This is a genomic window from Aeromicrobium sp. Root236, from assembly GCF_001428805.1.
Classification (GTDB): domain Bacteria; phylum Actinomycetota; class Actinomycetes; order Propionibacteriales; family Nocardioidaceae; genus Aeromicrobium.
Genome location: NZ_LMIS01000001.1, coordinates 3,828,767 through 3,855,469, shown reverse-complemented (window position 1 = coordinate 3,855,469; position 26,703 = coordinate 3,828,767). Strand labels below are relative to the sequence as shown.

At 69.5% G+C, this 26,703-nt stretch carries 22 protein-coding genes; 10 read left to right on the top strand and 12 right to left on the bottom strand.

Annotation, left to right across the window (positions count from 1 at the left end; all coding sequences use genetic code 11):
* Positions 1-21: 21 nt before the first annotated feature.
* From holA to leuS, 5 genes are all read right to left on the bottom strand, one after another.
* The gene (holA, locus tag ASE12_RS19295) at positions 22-993 is read right to left on the bottom strand and encodes a DNA polymerase III subunit delta (RefSeq protein WP_056404291.1); all 972 of its coding nucleotides are present in this window, start codon (positions 991-993) and stop codon (positions 22-24) included.
* A 9-nt stretch (positions 994-1,002) separates the two neighbouring features.
* The gene (locus tag ASE12_RS19290) at positions 1,003-3,222 is read right to left on the bottom strand and encodes a ComEC/Rec2 family competence protein (RefSeq protein ID WP_056404289.1); all 2,220 of its coding nucleotides are present in this window, start codon (positions 3,220-3,222) and stop codon (positions 1,003-1,005) included.
* A 14-nt stretch (positions 3,223-3,236) separates the two neighbouring features.
* Entirely contained in the window at positions 3,237-3,971 is a 735-nt protein-coding gene (locus ASE12_RS19285; protein ID WP_056404287.1) for a helix-hairpin-helix domain-containing protein, read from the bottom strand.
* A 209-nt stretch (positions 3,972-4,180) separates the two neighbouring features.
* Positions 4,181-5,026: a DegV family protein gene (locus ASE12_RS19280; protein ID WP_056404285.1), complete on the bottom strand. Its 846-nt coding sequence runs from the start codon at positions 5,024-5,026 to the stop codon at positions 4,181-4,183.
* 26 nt (positions 5,027-5,052) lie between these two features.
* Positions 5,053-7,890 (bottom strand): leucine--tRNA ligase, encoded by a 2,838-nt coding sequence (leuS, locus tag ASE12_RS19275; protein ID WP_235508948.1) that lies wholly within the window; start codon positions 7,888-7,890, stop codon positions 5,053-5,055.
* 162 nt (positions 7,891-8,052) lie between these two features.
* On the opposite strand from leuS, the gene ASE12_RS19270 reads away from it, so the two are divergent.
* Positions 8,053-8,349, top strand: coding sequence for a GIY-YIG nuclease family protein (locus ASE12_RS19270; protein ID WP_056404283.1), 297 nt, complete (start codon positions 8,053-8,055; stop codon positions 8,347-8,349).
* Between the two features lie 354 nt (positions 8,350-8,703).
* Here ASE12_RS19270 and ASE12_RS19265 read toward each other — a convergent pair whose 3' ends face one another.
* The 3 genes from ASE12_RS19265 to ASE12_RS19255 all read right to left on the bottom strand — a co-directional run bounded on the left by ASE12_RS19265 (position 8,704) and on the right by ASE12_RS19255 (position 11,262).
* Entirely contained in the window at positions 8,704-8,964 is a 261-nt protein-coding gene (locus ASE12_RS19265; RefSeq protein ID WP_056404281.1) for a hypothetical protein, read from the bottom strand.
* Positions 8,965-8,976: 12 nt separating this feature from the next.
* On the bottom strand, positions 8,977-10,668 hold the full coding sequence (locus tag ASE12_RS19260; protein WP_235508991.1) for a sodium:solute symporter family protein: 1,692 nt from the start codon (positions 10,666-10,668) through the stop codon (positions 8,977-8,979).
* Between the two features lie 63 nt (positions 10,669-10,731).
* Entirely contained in the window at positions 10,732-11,262 is a 531-nt protein-coding gene (locus tag ASE12_RS19255; RefSeq protein ID WP_056404277.1) for a MarR family winged helix-turn-helix transcriptional regulator, read from the bottom strand.
* Positions 11,263-11,301: 39 nt separating this feature from the next.
* On the opposite strand from ASE12_RS19255, the gene ASE12_RS19250 reads away from it, so the two are divergent.
* Positions 11,302-12,282, top strand: a complete 981-nt coding sequence (locus tag ASE12_RS19250) for an EamA family transporter (RefSeq protein ID WP_056404274.1) — start codon at positions 11,302-11,304, stop codon at positions 12,280-12,282.
* On the opposite strand, the gene ASE12_RS19245 is transcribed toward ASE12_RS19250, so the two are convergent.
* Both ASE12_RS19245 and ASE12_RS19240 read right to left on the bottom strand, forming a co-directional pair.
* A complete protein-coding gene (locus ASE12_RS19245; RefSeq protein ID WP_056404272.1) occupies positions 12,189-12,860 on the bottom strand; it encodes a TrkA family potassium uptake protein in 672 nt (223 codons plus the stop codon). The genes ASE12_RS19250 and ASE12_RS19245 overlap by 94 nt on opposite strands.
* Positions 12,853-14,208 (bottom strand): TrkH family potassium uptake protein, encoded by a 1,356-nt coding sequence (locus tag ASE12_RS19240; RefSeq protein WP_056404270.1) that lies wholly within the window; start codon positions 14,206-14,208, stop codon positions 12,853-12,855. The genes ASE12_RS19245 and ASE12_RS19240 overlap by 8 nt, the downstream gene beginning before the upstream one ends.
* A 53-nt stretch (positions 14,209-14,261) precedes the next feature.
* Here ASE12_RS19240 and ASE12_RS19235 point away from each other — a divergent pair, with 53 nt between their 5' ends.
* The gene (locus ASE12_RS19235) at positions 14,262-16,082 is read left to right on the top strand and encodes a CDP-glycerol glycerophosphotransferase family protein (RefSeq protein WP_056404267.1); all 1,821 of its coding nucleotides are present in this window, start codon (positions 14,262-14,264) and stop codon (positions 16,080-16,082) included.
* On the opposite strand, the gene pip is transcribed toward ASE12_RS19235, so the two are convergent.
* A complete protein-coding gene (gene pip / locus ASE12_RS19230) occupies positions 15,991-17,037 on the bottom strand; it encodes a prolyl aminopeptidase (protein ID WP_082582409.1) in 1,047 nt (348 codons plus the stop codon). The genes ASE12_RS19235 and pip overlap by 92 nt on opposite strands.
* 88 nt (positions 17,038-17,125) lie before the next feature.
* Here pip and ASE12_RS19225 point away from each other — a divergent pair, with 88 nt between their 5' ends.
* The 7 genes from ASE12_RS19225 (at position 17,126) to ASE12_RS19195 (ending at position 25,382) form a co-directional block, all read left to right on the top strand.
* Positions 17,126-18,100: a glycosyltransferase gene (locus ASE12_RS19225; RefSeq protein WP_056404265.1), complete on the top strand. Its 975-nt coding sequence runs from the start codon at positions 17,126-17,128 to the stop codon at positions 18,098-18,100.
* A complete protein-coding gene (gene glf / locus ASE12_RS19220; protein WP_056404263.1) occupies positions 18,090-19,268 on the top strand; it encodes a UDP-galactopyranose mutase in 1,179 nt (392 codons plus the stop codon). Before ASE12_RS19225 ends, glf begins: the two co-directional genes overlap by 11 nt.
* Positions 19,258-20,469 carry a CDP-glycerol glycerophosphotransferase family protein gene (locus tag ASE12_RS19215; RefSeq protein WP_056404262.1) on the top strand — a complete coding sequence of 404 codons (1,212 nt, stop codon included), beginning with the start codon at positions 19,258-19,260 and terminating at the stop codon, positions 20,467-20,469. The genes glf and ASE12_RS19215 overlap by 11 nt, the downstream gene beginning before the upstream one ends.
* A 3-nt stretch (positions 20,470-20,472) precedes the next feature.
* Entirely contained in the window at positions 20,473-21,939 is a 1,467-nt protein-coding gene (locus tag ASE12_RS19210) for a hypothetical protein (protein WP_157413062.1), read from the top strand.
* Positions 21,936-22,871: a phosphatase PAP2 family protein gene (locus ASE12_RS19205; protein WP_056404258.1), complete on the top strand. Its 936-nt coding sequence runs from the start codon at positions 21,936-21,938 to the stop codon at positions 22,869-22,871. Before ASE12_RS19210 ends, ASE12_RS19205 begins: the two co-directional genes overlap by 4 nt.
* A gap of 64 nt (positions 22,872-22,935) precedes the next feature.
* Positions 22,936-23,442 carry a SigE family RNA polymerase sigma factor gene (locus ASE12_RS19200; protein WP_056404255.1) on the top strand — a complete coding sequence of 169 codons (507 nt, stop codon included), beginning with the start codon at positions 22,936-22,938 and terminating at the stop codon, positions 23,440-23,442.
* On the top strand, positions 23,439-25,382 hold the full coding sequence (locus ASE12_RS19195) for a beta-propeller domain-containing protein (RefSeq protein ID WP_056404253.1): 1,944 nt from the start codon (positions 23,439-23,441) through the stop codon (positions 25,380-25,382). The genes ASE12_RS19200 and ASE12_RS19195 overlap by 4 nt, the downstream gene beginning before the upstream one ends.
* A gap of 76 nt (positions 25,383-25,458) precedes the next feature.
* On the opposite strand, the gene ASE12_RS19190 is transcribed toward ASE12_RS19195, so the two are convergent.
* The gene (locus ASE12_RS19190; RefSeq protein ID WP_056404252.1) at positions 25,459-26,688 is read right to left on the bottom strand and encodes a patatin-like phospholipase family protein; all 1,230 of its coding nucleotides are present in this window, start codon (positions 26,686-26,688) and stop codon (positions 25,459-25,461) included.
* Between the last annotated feature and the right edge of the window lie 15 nt (positions 26,689-26,703).

Below are 26,703 nucleotides of genomic sequence, written 5' to 3'. Positions count from 1 at the left end.
GCCTGACGCAGGCGGCTGGCGTCAGCGGCGGCGCTGGGCCGCGACCTGGAGGACCATGCGCTCGATCGCGTAGGCAGGATCGGCCGATCCACCCTTGACGTCGAGGTCGGCCTGGGCGACCGCGCTCAGGGCCTGCGCGAGGCCGGCCTGCTCCCACGAACGCAGCTGCTGGCGCATCGAGCGGATCTTGAACGGTGGCGCTCCGACGTAGGCCGCCAGGTCGTTGTCGCGCATGCCGTCGGGTGCGCTGGCGAGCTTGGCCAGGGAACGCAGTCCGCTGGCGAACGCACTGGTGACCAGCACCGGCGCGACCTTGGCGGTCTCGGCCCAGCGGGCGGCTTCGAGGGCGACGTTGATGCGTCCGTCGATCGCCGCGTCCGCGATCTCGTAGCCGCGGACGTCGGCGCGGCCGCCGAAGTACTGGCGTACGAGCGAGGCGCTGATCTCGGCGCCCTTCTCGAGGTTGGACACCAACTGGTCGGCGGCCCCGCCCAGGGCGCGCAGGTCCTGGCCGACGGCGGCGACGAGCAGCGTCGCGGCCTCCTCGTCGATGCGTGCGCCGAGGTCGCGGATCTCGGTGTAGACCCAGCGGGCGTAGTCGCGTTCGTACTTGGGCTGCTCGAGCTTGACCTCGCTGACGGTGCTCATCTTGCGGAGCTTGTCGAGCAGGCCCTTGCCCTTGGTGCCACCGCCGTGGACCAGCACCACGGCGATGTCCGGCGAGGTCTCGCCCGCGTACGCCAACAGCTCGGCCTGCGCCACGTCGGGCAGGTCCTGCAGGTCGGTCAGCACGAGCGCGCTGACGTCGCTGAACAACGAAGGACTGGTGAGCCCGGCAAGCTCGCCGGGCTGCAACCCGGCAGCGCTGGCCTCGGCGACCTGGCACTCGGGGTGCTCGGCGGTCACCGCCTTGACCGCCCTGGCGCGGGTGCGATCGGCAAGGAACTCGGCGTTGCCGGTGATGAGCAGGATCTTGCCGAATGCCGTGGCCACGAAGACAGACTAGTCGCGAGTCACGACGAGAAGCCGCCCGTCACGCTCGACGATCGCGATGTCGCCGTCGGTGTCGGTGCGCCACCACTGCATGTCCTCGTCGCGCAACAGCGAGAGCGCCGCGGCGGCGGGATGCCCGTAGTCGTTGCCCTCCCCCGCGCTGATCGTTGCCAGCCGGGCCCCCACGGCGTCGAAGAACCCCTTGGACTGTCGCGCGCTGCCGTGGTGCGGCATCTTGAGGACGTCGGCGGCCAGACCATCCGGGTGCTCGCGCAACAGCCCGTCCTGCGCCTCGGGCTCGATGTCGCCGGCCAGCATCAGACGTACGCCGCGGACCTGGGCCGCGAGCACGACGCTCGCGTTGTTGGCCGTCGATCCGTCACCGCCCGCAGCTCGGATCGGCCCTGGGGCGGACGGCCACAGCACCTCCGCGGTGACGTCACCGACGGTGAACGACTCGCCCGGCGTGGTCTGGTGCTGTGGGATTCGGGCCCGGCTGGGCCCGCCGGTCGGCCCCACGGCAACCTGGTCCACCTGTCGTCCGTCGAGCACCCCCGGCCAGCCGTCGACGTGGTCGGCGTGCGCGTGCGTGAACACCATCAGTCGTACGCGGTGGACGTGGAGCCGGTCGAGGCAACGGTCGACCAAGGTCGGGTCGGGCCCAGCGTCGACGACCACCGCCGAGCCCCCACCGGCGTCCAGCACGGTGGCGTCACCCTGGCCGACGTCGCACGCGACCATGACCCAGCCCTCCGGTGGCCACCCGGTCTGCGGCGGACGCCAGACCGCCACCAGCAGTCCGGCCGACAGCCCGATGAACAGGACCGGCCTGGAGGAGATCGCGAGGATCGCGAGGGTGACGAGCGGTACGAACACGAGCAGCCACTGCCACGGCGACCGCCACTCCAGCGACGCGGCGTCCAGGGCGGCGGCGCGGTGCCCGACGGTGAGGATCCAGCTGGCACAGGCGCCTGCGACGATGCCCGCAAGGTGGCTCAGCGGCACGGAGACCAGAGCGAGGATCCCGCCCACCAGGCCGGCGACGGTGGCCGGCGCCACGGCAGGCGCCGCCAGCAGGTTCGCCACGACCGCCACGAGCGAGATCTGGCCCGACAACGCGGCGATGGCCGGCGTGCAGACCAGCTGAGCGGCGATCGGCACCGCGATCGCCAACGCGCACCAGCGCGGCATCCAGCGCTCGAGCCGCCGGGCGAACGGCGGAGCCAGCAGCAGGATCCCGCCGGTGGCCGTCGCCGACAGGATGAACCCGGCCGACCGGGACAGCCACGGGTCGAGGAACAGCAGCCCGACGACGGCCCAGGCCAGCGCGCGTACGCCCCCGCGTGCGCCGAAGCCGAGCGCTGCGACGCCGACGGCGCCCATCGCCGCTGCGCGTACGACGCTCGGGTCGGGCCGCGCGAGCAGCACGAACGCGACGATCGAGAGCGCGCCCAGCACCCACAGGCCGCGACGACGCACGCCGGCCGCGCGGCCGACCGCCATGACGACGGCGAGCACGATCGTGAGGTTGGTGCCGGAGACCGCCATGAGGTGCGTGAGCCCGCTGCGGCGGAAGTCCTCCGCGACCTTGTCGCTGACCCTGCCGTCGTCGCCGTCGACCAGTGCGGGGACCAGCGCCTCGGGCTCGTCGCCGACCGGGGTCACGGACTGGCGCACGCCTTCGCGCACGCGTTCGGACGCTTCCCACCACCACGTCGCACGGTCGGCCGGTCCACGCCGGACGACGTCGATGACCGCGGCCTCGTCCGACGCATCGGACGGCGCGAGCCGGCCGGTGGCGGTGAACCGTCGCCCGACGACGAGATCCGCGGCGTTGCCGTCGAGGAAGGCCGTGGCGTGGTCACGCGTCGTGATGTCCGAGTCGCGGCTGACCGCCCGGCGTACGAGGACCTCGACGACGACGGACTCGTGCCCGAGGTGGGTGAACGTACGGGCGTCCCGTCGGACCTCGAGGTCGAGCGTCGCCAGGCGGTGCTGACGTGCGAGCTCGGTGAGCGGCGAGTGCTCGATCGTCGTGAGGCGCCACGCGCACGAGGTGGCGATCGCCGCGAGGCAGACCGTCGTCAGGAGCCAGACCAGCCCGCGGTGCCATCGGGCCAAGGCGCCGGCCGCGACGACGCTTGCGACCGCGACGGCGACCGCGACGTACGAGCTGAGGCTGACGAGGCATGCCGCGGCGCCCCATGCGGCGAGTGCCGGCGGAACCATCCGCAGGTCGTGGGTCACAACGTCACGAGGTCGCGCAGCTCGGCGAGGGTCGCATCGCCGATGCCCTTGACGTCGAGCAGGTCCTCGACGGATCCGAACCGGCCGTTCTCCTCCCGCCAGGAGAGGATCGCCTGTGCTGTCACGGGTCCGACTCCCGGCAGGGTGTCGAGCTGCTCGGCCGTGGCGGTGTTGAGGTTGACCTTGCCGCCGGTCGGCCCTCCAGCGGCGCCCGCTCCCCCGGACGCCCCAGGCGCGACCACCGGATCGATGCCGACGAGGATCTGCTCACCATCGTCCAGCACCCGGGCCATGTTGAGCGACGCCGTGTCGACGCGTCCCTTGAGGCCGCCCGCAGCCTCGATCGCCTGGTAGACGCGCGATCCCTTGGGCACCGTGACGATGCCGGGCTTGCGGACCTTGCCCACGACGTCGACGATCAGCTCGGCCTCCGGTGTCTTGGCGGCACCGGCCGGCGCGGTGGACGTCCCGAACGCCAAGGGCGCCGCGGGTTCGCTGGTCCTGGGACGCCCGGAGAGCAGCCACCACACCAGGAGCACCGACGCAGCGACGGCGATCGTGGCGAGGACCTTGGCGTGCGGGAGCTCCACGGTGCGGCGTACGTGGGCTCGCTCGGGCTCCTCGACCGGCGGCAGCTCGGCGTCGAACGAGGCGGCGAGCTGAGCCAGCCGGCGCCGGGCGATCTCGGCACGCGTCTCGTCGGTCGGAGGAGAAGGGCGCCTGGGCTTCACGCCTCGACGTTAGGCAGGACGGCTTGCCTCACGCGTACGTCCGGTGAGCAGCTGTGGACGGCTGCCAGTGGCGCGTGTCCGGTGGAAAAGCTCGCGCCGCAGCGGTGGAGCGGTGACCGGCTCGCCCATCAGCGCGCCTGTCGGGCGAGCAGGTCACCGCTCGGCGGCAGGAAGGGCGACCAGGTCACCGCCCCGCCGCCGGACGACGGTCAGCGTGGGGTGACGGTCACCGAGATCATGCCCGGGCCGACGTGCGCGCCGATCGAGGCGCCGACCTCGTCGACGCCGACAGAGTCGAGCCCCAGCGCCGTGGCGAGGCGTTCAGCGACGGCCGTCGCGACGGCGGGGCTGGCGAGGTGCTGGACGCCGACGTCGAAGCCCTGCTCGCATGCCGTCGCCTTCTCGACCGCCAGCGCCTCCAGCCGGGCGAGCGCCTTGGCCTGCGTGCGTACGCGCTCCAGTGGCACGACCAGCCCGTCGGTGATCGTCAGGATCGGCTTGACCGCGAGCGCGGACCCGATCAGGGCGGCCGCGGCGCCGACGCGTCCCCCGCGCTTGAGGTACTCCAGCGTGTCGACGTAGAGCAGCACCGTCGACGACTCCCCGGCACCCTGGGCCGCCTCGGCGACACCCATCGCATCCGCACCGGCGTCCCGCGCACGCGCGGCCCGGCCCGCGGCGAACCCTGTGGCGATGCCGACCTGCATCGAGTCGATGCAGGTCACCGGCACCGTGGCCTGCTTGGAGGCGAGGATCGCGGAGTCGAGCGTGCCCGACATCTTGGCGCTGAGGTGCACCGAGACGATCGCCTCGGCGCCGTCGGCAGCGAGCCGTTCGTAGACCGCGAGGAAGTCGTCAGGGGTCGGCCGCGACGTGCTGACCGGGACGAACGCGGCCAGCGCCTCCGCGATCATGTCGGCCGTGACGTCGACGCCCTCGGTGTAGGTCTCGGCTCCGATGATGACCTGGAGCGGTACGACGGCGATGCCCTCGCGCTCGGCGTCGGACGCGGACAACGAGGACGTCGAGTCCGTGACGATCCCGATCCGAGGCATGACCGAAGACTATCGGTGAAACGGACTCAAACGACGATGCTGACGAGCTTGGGTGCCCGCACGATGACCTTGCGGACCTCGCGGCCGTCGATCGACCGTACGACGTTGGGCTCGGCCAGCGCGAGGGCCGTGAGCTCGTCGTCGGTGATGTCGGGGCTGACCTCGAGCTTGCCGCGCACCTTGCCGAGCACCTGCACGACGCACGTCACGGACGCCGCCGCGAGGTGCGCCGGGTCGGCGACGGGGAACGGCTCGTGCGTGAGCGACTCCGGGTGGCCGAGGCGGGACCACAGCTCCTCGCCGATGTGCGGGGCCAGCGGAGCGAGCATCAGCACCAAGGGCTCGACCGCTGCACGGCTGCGCACACCCACCTTGGTCAGGTGGTTCGTCAGCTCGATCAGCTTGGCCACGGCGGTGTTGAACCGCATGCCCTCCATGTCGGACCGCACGCCGTCGATCGTCACGTTGAGGATGTGCAGCGTCGCGGCATCGAGCTCGGCGTCATCGGCCAGCAGCGCGCCGGTGTCCTCGTCGACGAGCAGCCGCCACACACGCTGCAGGAAGCGCTGGGCGCCGACCACCGCACGCGTCTCCCATGGCCGCGACACGTCCATCGGGCCCATCGACATCTCGTAGACCCGGAACGTGTCGGCGCCGTACGCCTCGTACATGTCATCGGGCGTGACGATGTTCTTGAGGCTCTTGCCCATCTTCCCGTACTCGCGATTGACCTGGACGCCGTCGAGCCAGTAGGTCGGGTGCCCGGCCTCGTCGAGCCGCTCCTCGACATCGGCAGCCTCGACGTAGGACCCACGGGCGTCGGTGTAGGCGTAGGCCTGGATGTAGCCCTGGTTGAACAGCTTGTGGAACGGCTCCTCGCTCGACACGTGACCGAGGTCGAACAGCACCTTGTGCCAGAAGCGCGCATAGAGCAGGTGCAGCACCGCGTGCTCCACGCCGCCGACGTAGAGGTCGACGCCGCCGGTCTCCCCCGGCTGCCGCGGGCCGAGCCAGTAGCGCTCGTTCTCGGGGTCGACCAACTTCTCAGCGTTGTGCGGGTCGGCGTAGCGCAGCTCGTACCACGAGGAGCCGGCCCAGTTGGGCATCGTGTTGGTCTCGCGCCGGTACGTCTTGGGGCCGTCGCCGAGGTCGAGCTCGACGTTGACCCACTCCGGCACACGGGCCAGCGGAGGCTCGGGGTTGCTGTCGGCGTCCTCCGGCTCGTACGTCTTGGGCGAGTAGTCCGGCACCTCCGGCAGCTCCACGGGCAGCATCGAGTCGGGCAGCGCGATCGGCTGGTCGAGCTCGTCGTAGACGATCGGGAACGGCTCGCCCCAGTAGCGCTGGCGGCTGAACAGCCAGTCGCGCAGCCGGTAGGTCGTGGTGCCCTCACCTGCTCCGTGCTCCTGCAGCCAGGTGATGACGGCGTCCTTGGCATCGTCGATCTCCATGCCGTCGAGGCTCAGCTCGTCGTTGGTGGAGTTGATGACCACGCCCTGCCCGGTGTAGGCACCACCCTCGAACCCCTCGGGCGCCTGCACCGTGTGGATGATCGGCAGTGCATATGACTCGGCGAACTCGTGGTCGCGCTCGTCGCCGCCGGGCACCGCCATGATCGCGCCGGTCCCATAGCCCGTGAGGACGTAGTCCGCGATGAAGACCGGGACCTCGGAGCCGGTGACCGGGTTGGTCGCGAAGGAACCCGTGAAGACGCCGGTCTTCTCCTTGTTCTCCTGGCGCTCGAGATCGGTCTTGGCCGCGGCCATCGTCCGGTACGCCGCGACGGCCTCGACGGGTGACTCGGCACCGTTGGTCCACTGGAGCGGCGTCCCCTCGGGCCAGACCTCGGTGGTGAGCTGCTCGACCAGCTCGTGCTCAGGGGCCAGCACCATGTAGGTCGTCCCGAAGATCGTGTCGGGCCGGGTCGTGAACACGTCGATCGGCGTCGCCAGGCCCTTGACCGGAAAGCTGATCCGCGCGCCGTGGGAACGGCCGATCCAGTTGCGCTGCATGTTCTTGACCGACTCGGGCCAGTCGACGCGCTCGAGGTCGTCGATCAAGCGGTCCGAGTAGGCCGTGATGCGCATCTTCCACTGCCGCAGGTTGCGGGTGAAGACCGGGAAGTTGCCGCGCTCGCTGCGACCCTCAGCCGTGACCTCCTCGTTGGCGAGGACCGTGCCGAGACCGGGGCACCAGTTGACCGGGGACTCGTCGACGTACGCCAGCCGCACCGCGTCGATCAGGACGCTGCGCTCGATCGGCGTCAGGTCTGCCCAGGCCGTCCCGTCAGGCGCGGTGCGCGCGCCGGACTCGTACTCGGCGCGCAGCTCGCTGATCGGCCTGGCTTTGCCCTGCTCCTCGTCGTACCAGGACTCGAAGATCTGGACGAAGATCCACTGCGTCCACCGCATGAAGTCGGGGTCGATCGTGGCGAAGCTGCGGCGCTGGTCGTGCGCCAGGCCCAGACGGCGCAGCTGTCGGCGCATGTTGGCGATGTTGGACAGCGTGTTGGTGCGGGGATGCTCGCCGGTCTGCACCGCGTGGATCTCTGCGGGCAGCCCGAACGCGTCGAAGCCGAGGGCGTGGAGCACGTTGTCGCCGCGCATCCGGCGATAGCGGCCGGCGACATCGGTCGCGATGTAGCCCAGCGGGTGGCCGACGTGGAGGCCCGCGCCCGAGGGGTACGGGAACATGTCCATGATGAAGTACTTGTCGCCCGTGATCTCGCCGGCGAGATCGCCGCTGGGATTGGGCGCCTCGAACGTGCCCTCGGCCTCCCAGCGGTCCTGCCAGCGCTGCTCGATCTCGCCCGCGAGCGCACTCGTGTAGCGGTAGGAAGCGGGGGTCTGGTCAGGCGTGGTCACTGCCCGAATGTTACCGGTGACGCGGGTCCAGAAAGCACACAGGACCACCCGCCCCTTGAGCCCGTCGAAAGGAACCGAACCACCCGCCCCTTGAGCCCGTCGAAAGGAACCTTGTGGACGGGCCGGGTGACACCTGTTCATCAAGGCGCTTTCCTGTGGCCCATGGCCTACGTCTACATCCTTGAGTGCGCCGACGGCTCCTACTACGTCGGCAGCACTCGCAACCTGGAGTCACGGCTTTGGCAGCATCAGCAAGGGCTCGGAGGCGCGTACACGAGCGCACGCCTCCCGGTGAGGCTTGCGTACGCGTGCGAGTTCGCGAGCGTCGTCGACGCTTGGGGCGTCGAACGCAAGCTCCACGGCTGGTCTCGTGCCAAGCGTGAGGCGCTGATTCGCGGAGACTACGCCGCGCTGCCGAACCTCGCGCGGAATCATCAAGACCGCTCGCCTGGGGGATGACGTCCGTTCGACAAGCTCAAGGACCCAGTGCGCACGTCCTTTCGACAAGCTCAAGGACCCGTCAGGCACGTCCTTTCGACAAGCTCAAGGACCCAGTGCGCACGTCCTTTCGACAAGCTCAAGGACCCGATGCGCACGTCCTCTCGACAAGCTCAAGGACCCAGTGCGCACGTCCTTTCGACAAGCTCAAGGACCCGATGCGCACGTCCTCTCGACAGGCTCAAGGAGCCAACTCGCACGTCCTTTCGACAAGCTCAAGGACCCAGTGCGCACGTCCTTTCGACAGGCTCAAGGACCCAGTGCGCACGTCCTTTCGACAAGCTCAAGGACCGGTGCGCTCAAGGACCGGTGCGCTCAAGGAGCGTCGCGTGTCTCCGCGTCGTCGGGGACGATCACGGGGCGCAGTCTCGCCCAGACGACGAACAGGATGCCGACGACGAGCATCCCGAGGCCCGCCCAGAGGTTGATGTTGAGCCCGTCGCCCTTGGCGAGCTCCTTGTCGCTCGCGTTGAAGATGCCGAGCAGCGTCAGGATGATGCCGTAGAGCCCGATCAGGCCGCCGATGATGAACCGGATGTCGAACAGGCCCACGGTCTTCTTGCCGGATGCAGTCATGAGGTGTGCTCCTTACCAGAAGATCACGTTGAGGACGATGACGAGCACGAGCCCGAGGCCGGCCAACTTCGGCGGCGACTGGTACCAAGGCAGGTGCACCTCGTCGGGATCGACGAGCGACTCCTTGGGAGTCAACGAATAGACCAGGCCCTCCAGGTCCGCCTCGTCGCGCGGTCTGGTGAACATCGTGACGATGACGCTCACGAGGATGTCGACGACGAACGCCGCGCCGGCGGCCACGAAGCTCGCACCCTGGCCCTTGATCCCCAGCACGCCCCAGCTCGCCGAGCCGAACGTGTCCTCGCTGAGGAACGCCACCAGCACCGCGGCGACCGTGCCCGACACGAGACCGGTCCAACCGGCGGTCGCCGTCATCCGTTTCCAGAACATCCCGAGGATGAACGTCGCGAACAGCGGCGCGTTGAAGAACCCGAACAGCGTCTGCAGGTAGTTCATCATGTTCGAGTAGTTGGACGCGATGCCTGCCGTGCCGATCGCGATGATCGTCGCGGCGACGGTCGCGATCCGGCCGATGCGGGTGTAGTAGGAGTCCTCGCGGTCCTTCTGCACGTACTGCTGCCACAGGTCGTACGAGAACACCGTGTTGAACGCCGAGATGTTGGCCGCCATGCCGGCCATGAACGACGCGAGCAGGCCGGCGATCGCGATGCCGAGCATGCCGTTGGGCAGCAGGTCGCGCATCAGCAGCAGGATCGCGTCGTTGTACTTCACGTCGCCTGCCGGTTTGCCGCCCTTGAGGTCGACGAGCTCCTTGACCACGATCGCGGCGATGATGCCCGGGATGATCACGATGAACGGGATGAACATCTTGGGGAACGCGCCGATGATCGGTGCCCGCTTCGCCGCCGAGATCGAGTCCGACGCCATGGCGCGCTGCACCTCGACGAAGTTGGTCGTCCAGTAGCCGAAGGACAGCACGAAGCCGAGGCCGAAGACGATGCCGATGACCGACAGCACGGGGTTGTCGATGCCGGTCAGGTCGGTGCCGGGCCATGACGAGAGCTGCTCCTGCCCGGGCTGCACCTTGTCCTTGATGCCCTCCCAGCCGCCGACCTTGTGCAACGCGACGATCGTCAGCGGCAGCAGCGCCGCGACTATCACGAAGAACTGCAGCACCTCGTTGTAGATCGCCGCCGAGAGCCCACCGAGCGCGGTGTAGGTCAGGACGATCAGCGCCGCCACGATCAGGGAGACCCAGGTGGGCCAGCCCAGCAGACGGTTGACGATCGTCGCGAGCAGGTAGAGGTTGATGCCGGCGATCAGCAGCTGCGCGACGGCGAAGCTCAGAGCGTTGACCAGGTGGGCACCGGTCCCGAAGCGCCGCCGCATGAACTCCGGCACGCTCCGCACGCCCGAGCCGTAGTAGAACGGCATCATCACGATGCCGAGGAACAGCATGGCCGGCACGGCGCCCACCCAGAAGTAGTGGACCGTCGCCATGCCGAACTCGGCGCCGTTGGCCGACATGCCCATGATCTCGACCGCGCCGAGGTTGGCCGAGATGAACGCCAGACCGGTGACCCATGCCGGCAGCGAGCGGCCGGACAGGAAGAAGTCGAGGCTCGTCGAGACCTGGCGGCGCGCCATGAGGCCGATGCCCACGACGACGATGAAGTAGGCCGCGACGATGAGGTAGTCGACGGCGTTGGCGTCGAGCCGGAACGTGCTGTCGGCAGTGTGAATCACGGAAAACTCTCCGTTCCAGAAGGGCTTCGCCCCACCCCCTGGCGGGACCCTCAGCGCACGTTACCCCTGCATCTCGAGAGCCGCATTGCGAGGGGATCCGGCCGCGAACGACTCGGCCAGCCGGCGCAGCAGGCGTACGAGATCGGCGCGCTCCTCAGCCGTCAGGCCGGCCAGCATGCGCGCCTCGTTGGCCATGTGGACCGTGTAGGCCTCGTCGATCATGGCGATGCCCTGCTGCGTGAGGCGGATGCGGCGACCTCGCGCGTCGGAGGTGTCCACCCGTCGTTCGACGAACCCTGCACGCTCGAGCCGGTCGACCCGCTTCGTCACCGCCCCTGAGGTCACCATCGTGCTGGCGCCGAGCTCGCCCGGCGTGAGCTCGTACGGCGCGCCGCTGCGACGCAGCGTCGCCAGCACGTCGAAGTCGCCATCGCCAAGACCGCGGGCGGCGAACACCGGGCGCAGCAGCTCGTCGACGGTGTCGGCCAGCCGGGAGATGCGGCCGATGACGTGCAGCGGCGACGAGTCGAGGTCGGGCCTCTCCCGCTCCCACTGCGCCACGATCGCGTCCACGTGATCCTCGTTGCTCATGCTTGCACTATACCTTCCTTGGAAGATATAATCTCTTCCATGGAAAACACTTCGTGGAGCTGGCGCACTCCGGCCATCACTGTCGTCGCACCGATCGCTTGGGGCAGCACGTACGTCGTGACGGAGAACTTCCTGCCGCCGGACCGGCCGTTGTTCTCCGCAGCGGTCCGTGCGCTGCCGATCGGGCTCGTCATCGTCGCGGCCCGTGGCCAGCTCCCCCGCGGCTCCTGGTGGTGGAAGGCGCTGGTGCTGGGCACGTGCAACATGGGGCTGTTCTTCGCGCTGCTGTTCACCGCCGCCTACCGGTTGCCCGGTGGCCTCGCCTCGACCGTCACCGCGATGTCGCCGCTGGCGGTCATGCTGCTGGCCGCGCTGCTGATCCGCGAGCGGGCCACGGTTGCGGGGATCGGCGGTGGCGTCGTCGGTGTCGCGGGCGTCGCCCTCCTGGTGCTGCGCGCCGACGCGTCGATCGACCCGATCGGGCTGCTCGCGGCGATCGGCGCCGTGCTGGTGTCGGGGATCGGGTTCGTGCTGGTCAAACGCTGGCAGCGACCCACCGACCTCATCACCGTCACGGGGTGGCAGCTCACGGCCGCCGGACTCGTCCTCGTGCCGATCGCGCTGCTCGTCGAGGGCCGCCCGCCGCACGTGGACGGCACGAACGTCGCGGCGTACCTGTACCTCGGCACGATCGGCACCGGGCTCGCGTACGTCTGCTGGTTCCACGGGCTCAGCCGCATGACGGCCGGCTCGACCGCGCTGGTCGGCCTGGTCAACCCGGTCGTCGGCACCGCGCTCGGCGTCGTGGTGATGCACGAGGCGTTCGGCCCGGCACAGCTCCTCGGTGTGGTGCTGGTGCTCGGTGGCGTGCTGGCGGGTCAGCCGGCCGCCGTGTCAGCGCTCCGGCAGCAGGTCCGCAGCCGGCTTCACGGCAGGGCGCAGAAGGCCTCGACCTTGGTGGTCGGACCCGACACGATCAGCTCGTCGGCGTGCGAGATCGGGGTCTCCGGCCGCGCGTAGGTGAAGTCCTCGCCGCGGGTCTTCACCCCGACGACCGTGATGCCGTACGCCTGACGCAGCCCCGACTCGGCGAGCGTCTTGCCGCACGCGACTTCGGGCGTACGCGTGCGGGCGATCGCGAAGCCGTCGTCGAACTCGATGTAGTCGGTCATCGTGCCGGTCACCAGGTGGGCGACGCGCTTGCCCATGTCGGACTCGGGGCGTACGACGTGGGTGGCGCCGACCCGCTCGAGGATCGCTGCGTGCTTGCCGCTGATGGCCTTGGCCCAGATCTCGGCGACCCCGAGGTCCGAGAGGCTCAGGACCGTCAGGACGCTGGCCTCGATGTCCGTGCCGATGCCGACGACCGCGCGCCGGAACTGCCCGGCGCCGATCTGCCGCAACGCCTCGGTGTCGGTCGTGTCGGCGGAGACGATGTGGGTGAAGTCGCCGGCGAACTTCTGCACGATGTCGGCCCGCTCGTCGACCGCCAGGACCTCGTGCCCGAGGCGTACGAGCGACTTGGCGACGGACGAGCCGAAGCGCCCCAGGCCGATGACCAGGACAGGAGCAGTCGGGGACTCTGCGCTCTTAGCCAATGATCGGTTGCTCCTCGGGAAGGTGGTACCGCGGGACACGCCGCCTCAGGACGAACGCGGATGCCGCCGTAATCGTGCCCACTCTGCCCAGGAACATCAAGCCGATCAGTACGACCTGGGCGTCGGCCGGCAGGTGCGGCGTGATCCCGGTGCTCAACCCGACCGTCGCGAACGCCGAGGTGCACTCGAACAGCGCGGCGTCGAACGGCACGTCGGTCATGAGCATCACGAGCAGCGTCGTCACCGACACGAGCATCACCGCGAGCAGCGCGATCGTGAGTGCTGAGCGGATCACGACCGAGCTGATCGACCGGTTGCCGATCGTGACGTCCGGGTCGCCCCGGAGCTCAGCCAGGATCACGTACGCAAGCAGGAGGAACGTCGTGATCTTGATGCCGCCGGCGGTGCTGGCGCTGCCACCACCGATGAACATCATCACGACGCCGATGTTGAGCGTCTCGGGCCGCACGGATCCCCAGTCGAAGCTGTTGAGGCCGCCCGAGCGGGGCATGATGCCGCCCTCGATGCCCGACACGACCTTGTGCCAGAACGGCAGGTCGCCGAGCGTGTCGCCGTTGTTCCACTCCAGCGCCAGGAACGCGATCGCGCCCACGAGCAGCAGCCCGATCGAGCCCCACACCGTCAGGCGCGTGTGGATCGTCCAGCGGTCGGGCGTACGCCACTCCTGGAACAGCTCGGCGAGCACGGGGAAGCCGATCGCGCCGACGAACACCGCGAAGCAGATCGGGATGATGATCAGGCCGTCACCGGCATAGCTCGTGAGGCTGTCGCGGTTGAGCGAGAACCCCGCGTTGTTGAACGCCATGACGGAGTCGAACACGCCGTGCCAGAGCGCGGTGGGCAGGTCGTCGAAGTAGTGCGCGCGGTAGCGGATCGTCAGGACCAGCGCCGTCACCGACTGGAAGAACACCATCGTGACCGCCACCCGGCGAAACAGCGGGCGCACCTCGCCGAGGCTCACGACGTGCATGTCGGCCTGCGCCACCAGGCGCGTACGCAGGCCGAGCCGGCCGCCGATGAACAGCCCGAGGACCGTGGCCAGCGCGATGATGCCGAGGCCGCCGATCTCGACGAGCGCGAGCATGATGCCCTGCCCGGCCGGGGTCCAGTACGTGCCGGTGTCCACCGTCGCGAGCCCGGTCACGGTCACGGCGGATGCCGAGGTGAAGAACGCCGGCATGAACCCGGCCGAGCCGTCGCCGGACCTCGCGAACGGCAGCAGCAGCAGGACCGTGCCGATGATGATGAGGGCCAGGAACGTCAGCGGGAGCAGGCGCACGGGATGCGCGATCTCGGCAGGGATGCGGAGGCTCCGAGGGCGGGGCACGCGATGACGTTACCGCAGGAGGCGCCGCGGGGACGCGTGATAATTTCGTCGGCATGGTCTCGCCCGTTCGTGCTGCTCAGGCGGCATTCCACCGATTGGGCCGGACCGATGAGCTCCCCGGATTCCTGCTGTCGGTCGGATGCCTCTTCCTCGCCCTGCTCTGTGCCGCTCTCGGCCTCGAGATCGGTGCGTTGTCGTTCCTGCTGCTGTCGGTCCTCGGTGAGCTGCCGTTCGAGGTCCGCTCGTCCCAGTCGTCGGAGCTGCTGGACCAGGCCGAGTTCGGCATGCCGATGCGATTCGCGCTGCGGGTCCTCGCCGGGCTCGTGGTCAGCGACCAGTTCGACGGCGAGGACGCGGTCCGCATGTTCGCCGTGGTCGCCGTCGCGTACGTGCTCGTGCTCTGCGCCCGGGCGCTGCACCAGGAGTATCGCCGGGTCGGGCCGCTCAAGCCCATGGAGACCCGCAACATCCCCGGCTCGCCGCGCATCCATGACGCGCCGCCCCGCCGGGCGCTCGAGGTCGTCGTGACCCAGCTGCTGGTGCTGGCGCCCGTGCTGTTCGGCGCACCCTGGCTGCCGGTCCTGCTCACCGGCGTCGTGGCGATCGCGGTGCTCGCCGCCGTCACGATCCCCGACGCGCGCGCGTCGTGGGCCCTGCGGCAGCAGAAGCGGGCGACCGGCTTCACGGCGCCGCTGCGCCAGATCCAGGAGTTCCTCGACGACTACCAGCCCGAGGTCGTCGTGCACCTGAGCGGTCCGGCCGAGGCGGGCTATCAGATCAACACGTGGCTCGAGAGCCTCGAGGCGCTCGACCGCCGTGTGTTCATCGTCCTGCGCGACCACCCGCTGTTCACCCGGTTGGCCTCGACGTCGATCCCGACGCTGGAGCTCAAGGACCCCGGTGAGCTGCTGATGCTCGACTTCTCGTCGGCCCGCGTCGCGCTCTACCCGTCCAACACCGGCAACAACATCCACCTGCTGCGGCTGCCGACGCTCATGAGCGCGTTCATCGGCCACGGCGACAGCGACAAGAGCGCCTCCAACAACCCGTTCTCGCGGGCGTACGACGAGCTGTGGGTCGCGGGCGAGGCCGGCGCCGACCGCTACCGCCGGTCCAAGCTCGGGGTCCACGAGGACCAGTACCGCTTCGTCGGACGACCGCAGGTGCACGGCATCTCGCGCGAGCCCCGGCTGGGTGACGAGGCCGTGCCGACCGTGCTCTACGCGCCGACGTGGGAGGGCGTCAACCACGACCAGGAGTACTCGTCGGTCTCGGCGATCGGCGTGCGTGTCGTCGAGTCGCTGCTCGCTGCCGATCCCCCGGTCCGCGTCGTGTTCAAGGCACACCCGTTCACGGGCCAGCGCGACGCCAAGTACCGTGCGGTGCTCGCCCGCATCGCCGGGCTGCTCGACGACGCAGCAGCCCGCACGGGCGTCGACCACCGCGTCATCAAGGGCGGCTCGATCAACGAGTGGTTCAACCGGTCGTCGGCGCTCATCACCGACATCTCCAGCGTCGTCAGCGACTTCCTCGCGAGCGAGAAGCCGTACGCGGTGTTCAACCACACCGCCGACGACGACGCGACGTTCCGCAGCGACTATCCGTCGACCGGCGCCGGCACGACGATCGGGCGGGACGGCCGCGGCATCGCGGAGTTCATCGCCGTCGTCACCCAGCAGGCACCCGACACGCAGGCGGGGCCCCGGGCCGAGCTCGCGACCTATCTCCTCGGCCCGCCGGAGCGGCGCACCCTCGAGTCGTTCAAGGGCTCGGTCGACGCGTTCATCGCCCGCTCCGAGGCAGAGCGCGCCGACTACCGCGGCACCTCGTACGCCATGGAACCGAGCGACTCCGACGACGAAGCCGCGCTCTGACCCTCAGGCGCCGGTCGGTCGCCTCGACGATCGCGTCGAGGATGCCCGGCTCTGTGAAGGCGTGGCCGGCGTCGGCGATCATCCGGAGCTCGGCCTCCGGCCAGGCGCGATGCAGGTCCCACGCCGTGGTCGCCGGCGTGCACATGTCGTAGCGACCCTGGACGATCACGCCGGGGATTTTCCGAAGTCGCGGCGCATCGGCGATGAGCTGACCGTCGGTGAACCAGCCGTCGTTCATGAAGAAGTGGTTCTCGATCCGGGCGAACGCCACCGCGAACGCGTCCTCGGTGAAGTGCGCGACCAGCTCGGGATCGGGCAGCAGGGTGATGGCGGAGGACTCCCATCGGGCCCAGGCCCGGGCGGCCGGGACGTGGACGGACGGATCGGGGTCGTTCAGCAGACGGCTGTAGGCCTCGATGAGCCGCCCGCGCTCGCTCTCGGGAACCGGGGCGACGAAGCCCTCCCAGAGGTCGGGATAGACGTGGGCGGCACCGCCTTCGTAGAACCAGTCGAGCTCGCTGCGGCGCAACGTGAAGATCCCGCGCAGCACGAGCTCGGTCACCCGCTCGGGATGCTTCTCGGCGTAGGCGAGAGCCAGCGCGGAGCCCCACGAGCCGCCGCACACCAGCCACCTGCCGATGCCGAGGTGAGAGCGCAGCGCCTCCATGTCGGCGACGAGGTGCCACGTCGTGACCGCGCTGAGATCCGCCCCCGGGGCACTGGCGTGGGGCACGCTGTTGCCGCAGCCGCGCTGGTCGAACAGCACGATGCGGTAGCGCTCCGGGTCGAACACCCGGCGCTGCTCAGGACTCGAGGCGCCGCCCGGGCCCCCGTGCAGGTAGACGGCGGGCTTGCCCTCCGGATTGCCCGAGACCTCGTAGTGGATCTGGTGGCCGTCGCCGACGTCCAGCAGCCCCGAGTCGTACGGTTCGATCGGCGGGTACATCTCACGCATGCGGCGGACAGTAGCACCGCCGAGACGCTGGTCACGAGCGGAGCGACGGCGGGCCGCGGCCACTGCACCGCACGGTAAGGTTGACCGGGTGAATTCGGCTCCTGGGAAGATCGCGATCGCGATCGTGACGTTCAACCGATCGACGTACCTCAAGGAGCTCCTCGCCAGCGCAGCAGCGATGGACACCCCGCCGTTCAAGATCGTCGTGGTCGACAACGCCAGCACCGACGACACCCAGCAGGTCCTCGCGACGGCGATGAAGGACTTCCCCGACGGCCTCGTGATCAACCACCGGCTCGACACCAACACGGGCGGCTCCGGCGGGTTCAGCGAAGGCACCAAGGTCGCGCTCGAGCAGGGCGCCGACTGGGTGTGGCTGATGGACGACGACGTCGAGATCCTGCCCGACGCGCTGGAGCAGTTCGCGCCGTGGATGCAGCGGTTCAAGGTCATCCACGGGCGCCGCTACGACTTCGACGGCACCCCGTTCTACTGGCAGGCCAAGTTCAACGAGTTCCTCGGCGTGCCACTCCCCTACAGCGGCAAGCAGTTCGGTCGCGAGGGCTACGCGGTCACCAACTCGGGGACGTTCGAAGGCATGCTGATCAGCGCCGACATCGTGCGCAAGATCGGCCTCCCGGACCCGCGGTTCTTCATCTCGTGGGACGACGCGGCGTACGCCTGGCTCGCCGCGCAGCACACCGACGTCGTCTACGTCGACGCGTTCGTGCTCAAGCGCAAGCGCGAGCAGAAGCAGGTCAACCTCGGCATCCGCCACCTCAACGACGGCAGCCCGCTGTTCCGCTTCCACGTGATCCGCAACCGGGCGTACGTCGGCAAGTACTTCGCGGAGTACGGCAAGCTCAACCGCGTCGGCTTCGGCATCGGCACGGCGTTGACGCTGGCCAAGGAGGTCTTCCGCCTCGTGGTCGTGCAGCACACCCTCAAGGGGCTCGGCGACCTCGCCCGGGGATTCCGGGCCAACCGGGCGCTCTGGCGGGACAAGTCGTGGCGTCCGATGGATCCGGCAGACGTACCGGCACAATTGACGAATGACCGCTGACCTCCTGATCGTCGGCTCCGGCTTCTTCGGGCTGACGATCGCCGACCGGTGTGCCCGTGAGCTCGGCCTGCAGGTGCAGGTCATCGACCGCAGGGACCACATCGGCGGCAACGCGTACACCGAGGTCGAGCCGGAGACCGGCATCGAGGTGCACCGCTACGGCGCGCACCTGTTCCACACGTCCAACCAGCGCGTCTGGGAGTACGTCAACCGGTTCACCGACTTCACGCCCTATCAGCACCGCGTCTACACGACGTACCGCGACGAGGTCTTCCCGATGCCGATCAACCTCGGCACGATCAACCAGTTCAACCGCTCCGCCTTCACCCCCGCCGAGGCGCGCGCTTGGGTGGCCGAGCAGGCCTCGATGCTGACCGGCGAGCCGGCCAACTTCGAGGAGAAGGCGATCTCGCTGATCGGGCAGCCGCTCTACGAGGCGTTCATCAAGGGCTACACCGCCAAGCAGTGGCAGACCGACCCCCGCGAGCTCAGCGCCGAGATCATCTCGCGCCTGCCGGTGCGCTACACCTACGACAACCGCTACTTCTCGGACACCTACGAGGGGTTGCCGGTCGACGGCTACACCGCGTGGCTCGAGCGCATGGCCGACCACCCCAACATCACCGTGACGCTCGAGGCCGACTTCTTCGACGAGACCCAGCCGCACCACAAGGCGGCGACCGTCGGCCAGGTGCCTGTCGTCTACACAGGCGCGGTCGACCGCTACTTCGACTTCGCCCACGGCGACCTGTCGTGGCGCACGCTGGACTTCGAGACCGAGGTGCTGCCGGTCGGCGACTTCCAGGGCACCACGGTCATGAACTACGCCGACACCGACATCGACTACACCCGCATCCACGAGTTCCGGCACTTCCACCCCGAGCGCGACTACCCGGCCGACAAGACCGTCATCATGCGCGAGTTCAGCCGGTTCGCCGAGCACAGCGACGAGCCCTACTACCCGATCAACACCCCGCAGGACCGCGAGCGCCTCTTGGCGTACCGCGAGCTGGCCAAGGGTGAGGCCGACGTACTGTTCGGTGGCAGGCTCGGGACCTACCAGTACCTCGACATGCACATGGCGATCGGCTCGGCGCTGAGCATGTACGACAACAAGCTCGTGCCGCACTTCAAAGACGGCAAGGCCTTCGCCGATCATGGCCTCTGAGCCGCGCGTCGGGCTGGTCCGCCGCGTCCAGCTGTGGGCGATCGGCAGGCTGCGGCGCTCGCGGTTCCTGCCGGTCGGCATGCCCGACAAGCTGACCGACGAGTCGCGGCTCGGCACGCCGTTCACGCAGCAGGTCATGCTCTACTTCCCGACGCCGCAGGACAGCCTCTACCAGCTGCGGCCTTGGTACCACGCGCTCAAGGCGCTCGACGCCGCCCACCCGATCGTGTGCGTCTTCAAGGACTCGCGCACGGCCAACGTCGTACGCGCCGAGACCGGCCTCGACTGCGTCACGCTGGCCCGCTACGGACAGCTCGACGAGATCCTGTCGCTCTCGGACGTCAAGCTCGCGCTCTACGTCAACCACGACCCGATCAACTTCGAGTCGTTGCGGTTCACGTCACTCGTGCACGTCTACCTCGGCCACGGCGACAGCGACAAGGGCGTCTCGGTCTCCAACCAGGTCAAGGCCTACGACTGGTGCTTCCTCGCGGGCCAGGCGGCCCTCGACCGTACGGCGTCGGCGGTCATGCTCTACGACGCGGCCGCTCACAGCATCCTGATCGGCCAGCCGCAGCTCGACGGCGCCGCGGCCGTCACCGGGACGCCGTCACCTGACGGCCGCCAGACGGTGCTCTACGCCCCGACCTGGGAGGCCTCGCAGCCGTCGGTCTCCTACGGATCGCTCGAGACGCACGGTGAGGCGCTCGTCCGCGCGCTGTCGGGGACGTACCGCGTGATCTACCGGCCGCACCCTCTCAACGGCGTCATCCGGTCGTCGTACGCGGCTGCCGACGCCGTCGTCCGTGGGCTCGCCGACCGGGTCGACACCGACGTGACACTCGAGCAGTCGTTCGCCGACGCCGACCTGCTCGTCACCGACGTGTCAGCAGTGACGCTCAACTGGTTGCCGACCGGCAAGCCGCTGCTCGTCACCCAGCCCCTCGTCCCCTATCCGCCGAGCCGGCTGATGGACGTCGTGCCGCAGCTGGCCGCGACCGACGACTTCGCCGCCGTGATCGCCGAGCACCTGTCGGTGGACCCGGCCAAGGCCGACCGCGACGCGCTCGTCGAGCACTACCTCGGCGACCCGACCCCGGGCGCGGCGACGGCGCGCTTCATCGCCGCGTGCGAGCACGTCATGGCGATCCGCGATCGCGAATGGGACGCCGCCAAGGCTCGCGGCGCCAACGGGATCTGACCCGTGTCGACACCGGTACGTCGCAGGGTCCCGCCATGGGCGGTCATCCCGGCTGCCGTCGGGGTGCTCGTCGTCGTGCGCGTCGTGATGTTCCGGACGTACGTGGGTGGTGACGAGGCCGGCTTCCTGATCGTCGGCAACCACTGGCACGACGGCAGCTCCCTCTACGGCGACTACTGGGTCGACCGTCCTCCCCTGCTGCTGTGGCTCAACGACCTGGCCGGCGGTGTCACGTCCCTGCGAATCCTCGGCCTTGCCGCATCGGTGCTGTCGGTGCTCGGCGCCGCCTGGGCCGCACACCTCGCCCGCGGCGCCCAAGCGGCGCGCTGGGCCGCCGGCGCGGCGGCGTTGTTCGGCATCGCGCAGTGGCTCGGCATCGCGCGGGTCAACGGCGAGATGCTGGCCGCGCCGTTCGTCGCGTGGAGCATCGCCCTGACCCTCCACGCCGTCCTGCGCACGCCGTGGCGCGTCCCGGCCGCGATCGGCGCCGGCGTGCTCGCCGTGTGCGCGCTGTCGATCAAGCAGAGCGTCATCGAGGCGTTCGTGTTCGCCCTCGCACTGGGCCTCGCGATGGTCGTGCAGCGCCGCGACTCCCGCGGCGTCGTCCTACGCATGGTCGCGTGGGGCGCCCTGGGAGCCGTGCTGACCCTCGCTGCGGTGCTGCTGGGCGCCGAGGCTCGTGGCACCTCGCCGTCGGACCTGTTCGACGCCGTCATCCGGTTCCGCGCCGAAGCCGGCGAGGTGATCCGGTCATCCGCCAGCGATGCGACTCCTTTGCGTCTGCTTGTCATGATGGGTACGTGGACTGTGAGCGGGCTGGGTGCGGCAACCGCGCTCACCGTCTGGCAGGGCGCCCGGCGCAAGGACCCGCTGCTGCTCGCCACGGGCGCGACGCTGTTGTGCAGCCTCGTCATCGCCCTCTTCGGCGGCAGCTACTGGGCGCACTACCTGATCCAGATGGTGCCCGCCGCGAGCCTCGGCATCGGCCTGCTGGCCGACCGGCTGTCGCCGCGCCTGATGCGCCGGCTCGCGATCGCGACCGTCACCCTGACGCTGGCCAACCTGGTCTGGTCCGTCGGTTTCCAGCCCGACGACAACGGGCAGCAGCACACGATCGGCACGTGGCTGCGCGAGGCGCGGCAGCCCGGGGACACGGGGGTCGTGACGTTCGGCCAGCCCAACGTCCTCTACGAGGCGCACATGTCGAGCCCCTACATCTACCTCTGGAGCCTGCCCGTACGCACCAGGGACCCGCACCTGCGCGAGCTCGCCACCGTCATGTCCTCGCCGCAACGTCCCACCTGGGTGGTCAACTGGTCGGGGCTCAACTCCTGGGGCATCGAGCCCGGTCGCACGGAGCCGTTGCTCCGTGACGGCTATCGCAAGGTGGCGACGATCTGCGGGCGGTCGATCTGGTTGCTGACGACCCAAACCCGTACCCTGCCCGAAGTCCCGAAGGTGTGCCCATGACGACCCGTACCGATCAGCAGGCCAGGACCACGTGGCAGTGGCGTGGCCCGGCCCTCGCGGCGTACTCGATCGCGCTGAGCGTGTGGATCGTGCTGATCGGCGTGCCGACCGACCCCTACCAGATGTTCGCGTGGCTGTGGCTCGCCACGATCGTCTGGAACATCCAGGCGCCGGCCAGGTCCCACCTGGCGTTCGTACGCGACTGGTGGCTGATCTTCGTCGGCCTGATCCTCTACCTCTACAGCCGCGGCATGTCCGACAACCTGCTGCCGGTGTCGGTGCACTGGACGTTCCCGATCCGCTTCGACGAGTGGATCGGCCGCGGCGAGATCCCGACGGCGCGGCTGCAGGACGCCTGGTGCGCAGCACCGTGCACCAGCTCGACCGATCCGCGCTGGTACGACGCGGTGCTCACGACGGTCTACTTCTCGCACTTCGTGACCGGCCTGACGATCGCCGTCGTGCTGTGGCTGCGCAACCGTGAGGCGTGGATCCCGTGGATGCGCCGCTACCTCGTCATCAACTACGCAGCCCTCGTGGTCTACATCGTCTTCCCGATGGCGCCACCGTGGCTCGCCTCCAAGGAGGGCTACATCCCCCAGCACGTTCCCCGGCTCACCGGTCGTGGCTGGGACGACCTCGGGCTCGGCGGCTTCCACGTCGTGCTGGCCAAGGTGGGCAACCCCGTTGCGGCGATGCCGTCGCTGCACGGCGGCCTCGCCATGCTCGTCGCCCTCTATGCGATCAGCCGCTTGCGGAGCCCCTGGCGGTGGGTGATGGTCCTCTATCCCCTGCTGATGGGCGTCGCACTCGTCTACGCGGGCGAGCACTACGTCATCGACATCCTCGCCGGCTGGGCGCTCGCGGCCGCGGTCATGATCGGCTGCGGCTGGTGGGAGCGGGCCCATCCGCGTACGCCTGCGGAAACCTGAGCCCGAAGGGAACCGAACCGCCTCCGGATCCGTCGTAAGGTGACAGGTCATCTGAGGAGGCGGCGTGGACGCGACGTCCGAGGCGAGCTTTGCGGAGTTCGTACGTTCGCAGTGGCGCGACCTCGTGCGCGCCGCGATCTTCCTCGGCGCCGGGCCGCACGAGGCCGAGGACATCGCGCAGCAGACCCTCGTGCGCTGCTACGCCAGCTGGCAGCGGGTCACCGACGCCACGAACCGTGAGGCGTACGTCTACCGGATGCTGCTCAACCAGCTGCGCGACATCAGGCGTACGCGCTGGTGGCGCAGCCGGGTCGACGTCGAGGCCGACGAGCACGTGGACGACGCCAGCGGCCAGGTCGTGCTCGCCGACGCGGTCCACCAGGCCCTCGACGGGTTGACCAAGGAGCAGCGCGACGTCGTCGTGCTGCGCTACTTCGTCCAGCTGACCGAGGCGCAGACCGCCTCGGCCCTCAGCATCCCGGGCGGCACGGTCAAGAGCCGCCTCTCCCGCGCGCTCGCCGCACTGGCCGGGTCCCACCACCTCTCCGAGCTTTCCGAGGAGCACCGATGACTGATCTTGAAGACTCCTGGGACGGACTGCCGACCGGCACGCCGCCGGTGGACGCGATCATGGCCGCCGGCCGGACCGAGGCGGCTCGACGTCGCAAGCTCCGGCAGACCGTGGTCGCCGTGGGTGCCACTGCCGCGGTGGTCGGCGCGTTCGTCGCCGGTGCCGCGGTGGGCAACCGGCCTACGCCTTCCGCCTCCGCGCCGCACAGCGATGCCAGCCCTGCGGCGTTCCAGGCCGACCTCGAGCCCGCACAGAGCTGTGCGGAGCTGCTCGAGTCGTACCAGGACCGGGCGCTCGAGCTGGTCACGGAGTACGGCTGGCAGCGGGAGTACGACGGGTACCGGCTGCAGGAATCGGGCACCTTCGACTCCCGGCGCATGGAGAACCTGACGAGCGCCAAGGGATACATTCCGCTGTCCGGTCAGCGGTCCCAGAGCTCGAGCCCCACCGGCACGAACGTGCAGGAGAACGGCGTCGACGAGCCCGACACCGTCAAGACCGACGGCAAGCTCGTGGTCCGTCTCCGCGGCAGCGACCTGGTCGTGTACGACGCCTCAGGACCGGCCATGGTCAAGGAGTCGACGACCCACCTCAAGGGTCTCGAGGACGGTCAGATCCTGCTGTCCGGCACGACGGTCGTGGTGATCGGCACGGACGCGTTGAGTCCCCGCGACGAGCTGACCGACCTGCGGCGCGGCAGCCGGGTCATCACCCTGTCCGTCAAGCAGCCTGACGAGCCCAAGGTCGAGTCCACCGTCACGTACGCCTCGCGGGTCGTCGCAGCGCGGCAGCACGGCTCGACCGTCCGTCTGGTGCTTGCGGCCGGCCTGCCGACGCTCGACTTCCTCGAGCCCGGAGGCAAGGTCACGGAGCGCGAGGCGCTGGTGGCCAACCGCCGCGCGGTGCGGGCGACGACGATCAAGGACTGGCTGCCCGCGTACGACAGCGGCTCCGGCGCCAAGCAGCTGCTCGACTGCACCAACGTCGCGGTGCCGGACACCGGAGGCCTCGACACCGTCAGCATCGTGGGGTTCACGGCCACCGACGCCGCCAAGCCGCACGCGATCGGCCTCGCCGGCGCGACGACGATCGCGTACGAGTCGGCGGACCACCTCTACCTCGCCGACTCACCTCGCTGGTGGGGCTGTGGCGGGTGCAAGGTCGCTCCGGACATGGGCGGTGGGACGACGCACCTCTACGACTTCGAGCTCGACGGCGTCGACGCGATCCACGTCGCCTCGGGCGAGGTCGAGGGGCGACTGGCTGATCGGTGGTCGCTCGACGAGGCCGACGACGTGCTGCGTGTCGCTGTGAGCCCGTCGAGCGAGACCGGTCCCTTCAACTCCGTCGTCACGTTCCGCCGTGAGGGCAAGGAGCTCACCGAGATCGGCCGGCTCGACCACCTCGGCAAGAACGAGGACCTCAAGGCCGTGCGCTGGTTCGACAACCTCGCGGTCCTGGTGACGTTCCGGCAGGTCGACCCGCTCTACACGGTCGACCTGACCGACCCCGCCAAGCCACGGCGGCTCGGCAAGCTCAAGATCCCCGGCTTCAGCGACTACCTGCACCCGCTGAGCGACACCTGGCTGCTCGGCGTCGGCCGCGGTGCCCGAGGCGCCCAGATCGCGCTGTTCCGCACGTCTGACCTCACGCACGTGAAGCGGGTCGCCGTCGAGACCTACCGGCGCGCAAGCGCGATCGCCGGCTCGGACCCGCGCTCGTTCACCTGGTTGCCGAAGCTGGACACCGCCCTCGCGGTGCTCCGCAAGGGTGACCGGGTCCAGGTCGCGGCGATCACGGTCACCCACGGCAAGCTCAGCAGCTCGGTGACCAATGTCGAGTACGGCGACGATGCCGCCCAGGTCCGCACGTTCGGGCTGCCTGACGGCCGGGTCGTCCTGGTCACCGGCGAAGACGTCAAATTCTTCACCCTCCCGTAGGACCCGCTGGGACTGACGTTCATGTTGCGACACGCCGCATGTCGCAGCACGAACGTCAGTCTCAGCGGGTCCACCGTCACAGCTCCGGCGCGGTCCATTCATTGAAGTCACCCAGGCGGCGGGGGAAGAACGTGGCCAGCGCAGCGCCCACCGTCCACCAGCCGCGGTGCACCAGGGCCCGGCACAGCGCCGGCTCCAGCTTGTCGAACACGGTCGGCACCAGCGCGAGGTCGCGATCGTCGAACGTACGCGCCTCGGGGAACCGGACCCGCCAGGCCCGCAATGGCGCGGGGCCGGGGTCAGGCAGCGACGTGACCAGCCCGGTCAGCACTCCGCGACGGCCATCGGGCGGCAAGGGACCGGCGCCGGCCTTCCGGCCACGTTGGAACTGCGCCACGAGACTCGTCGTGCGCAGCGCGACGCTCTGCCGGTAGAGCAGCGAGTTCGCGCGAGCCAGGTCACGAACCACAGGGATCCGGCCGTATGGTCCCGGCCGCAGCAGTCCCCCTGCGTTCAACGCGACGAGGAACACGTCCCGGTACGCCTTGTCGTCGAGTGCCTGCAGCCCCGTGTTGTCGTACGTCCCGCCGTCCATCAGCACCGGCGCGTGTTCTGCACCTGGGAACTCCGGCGACGTCAGCACGACCGGAGCGAACGCACCCGGCACCGCCGCCGAGGCTGCCACCGCCGTGCTCAGCCGCAAGCCGGTCCCCCCGGTCGCCACGTGCCCGATCGTGTAGTCCCCAACCGTGTCGCGCTCGAATCCGAAGCGCACCCCGGTCGTCAGGTTCGCCGCGTTGATGATCCACCGGACCCCACGATCGAGCTGCTCGAGCTCGACCCCGTCGAACCACCACTCGTCGAACCGTCGCGCCAGCAGGTCCGTACGCGTCGATGGCCCGGCCGCGCGCCAGATGCCACGCACCAGCGACCACTTCAGCGACTGCGACGAGATCCGCTCGATGAAGGGGTCGATCAGGTACTCCTGCACGGCTGCACCGGTGAACCCGGCGTCCCGCAGCAGCGGCCACCGGGACGCCAGCAGCCCGTTCGCCAGCGACCCGCCGGAGACCGACGAGACGTACCGGAGGTCACGCAGCAGCCCGGCGTCAGCCAGCAGGCGGATGGCGCCGAGACCGGCCAACGTGGCGCGAAAGCCACCGCCGGAGATCGTCAGCGCGACCGGCGCCGCGGACCTCGGCGGCTTGCGCGGTGGCTTGTCGCCACGAAACCGTTGCGCCTGGAGCCCGGTGCCGACTGCGGGTGAGTCGACGACCCACTGGTCAGGATCCTCCGGCTGCCCCATCTGGACAGCCTCTCA

What these genes read in the sequence shown, in the direction of transcription:
- ASE12_RS19290 (WP_056404289.1), bottom strand. Translation starts at nt 3,222, where the DNA reads ATGGTTCCGCCGGCACTCGCCGCATGGGGCGCCGCGGCATGCCTCGTC.
- ASE12_RS19280 (WP_056404285.1), bottom strand. Translation starts at nt 5,026, where the DNA reads ATGCCTCGGATCGGGATCGTCACGGACTCGACGTCCTCGTTGTCCGCG.
- ASE12_RS19270 (WP_056404283.1), top strand. Translation starts at nt 8,053, where the DNA reads ATGGCCTACGTCTACATCCTTGAGTGCGCCGACGGCTCCTACTACGTC.
- ASE12_RS19265 (WP_056404281.1), bottom strand. Translation starts at nt 8,964, where the DNA reads ATGACTGCATCCGGCAAGAAGACCGTGGGCCTGTTCGACATCCGGTTC.
- ASE12_RS19255 (WP_056404277.1), bottom strand. Translation starts at nt 11,262, where the DNA reads ATGAGCAACGAGGATCACGTGGACGCGATCGTGGCGCAGTGGGAGCGG.
- ASE12_RS19250 (WP_056404274.1), top strand. Translation starts at nt 11,302, where the DNA reads ATGGAAAACACTTCGTGGAGCTGGCGCACTCCGGCCATCACTGTCGTC.
- ASE12_RS19235 (WP_056404267.1), top strand. Translation starts at nt 14,262, where the DNA reads ATGGTCTCGCCCGTTCGTGCTGCTCAGGCGGCATTCCACCGATTGGGC.
- pip (WP_082582409.1), bottom strand. Translation starts at nt 17,037, where the DNA reads ATGCGTGAGATGTACCCGCCGATCGAACCGTACGACTCGGGGCTGCTG.
- glf (WP_056404263.1), top strand. Translation starts at nt 18,090, where the DNA reads ATGACCGCTGACCTCCTGATCGTCGGCTCCGGCTTCTTCGGGCTGACG.
- ASE12_RS19215 (WP_056404262.1), top strand. Translation starts at nt 19,258, where the DNA reads ATGGCCTCTGAGCCGCGCGTCGGGCTGGTCCGCCGCGTCCAGCTGTGG.
- ASE12_RS19205 (WP_056404258.1), top strand. Translation starts at nt 21,936, where the DNA reads ATGACGACCCGTACCGATCAGCAGGCCAGGACCACGTGGCAGTGGCGT.
- ASE12_RS19195 (WP_056404253.1), top strand. Translation starts at nt 23,439, where the DNA reads ATGACTGATCTTGAAGACTCCTGGGACGGACTGCCGACCGGCACGCCG.
- ASE12_RS19190 (WP_056404252.1), bottom strand. Translation starts at nt 26,688, where the DNA reads ATGGGGCAGCCGGAGGATCCTGACCAGTGGGTCGTCGACTCACCCGCA.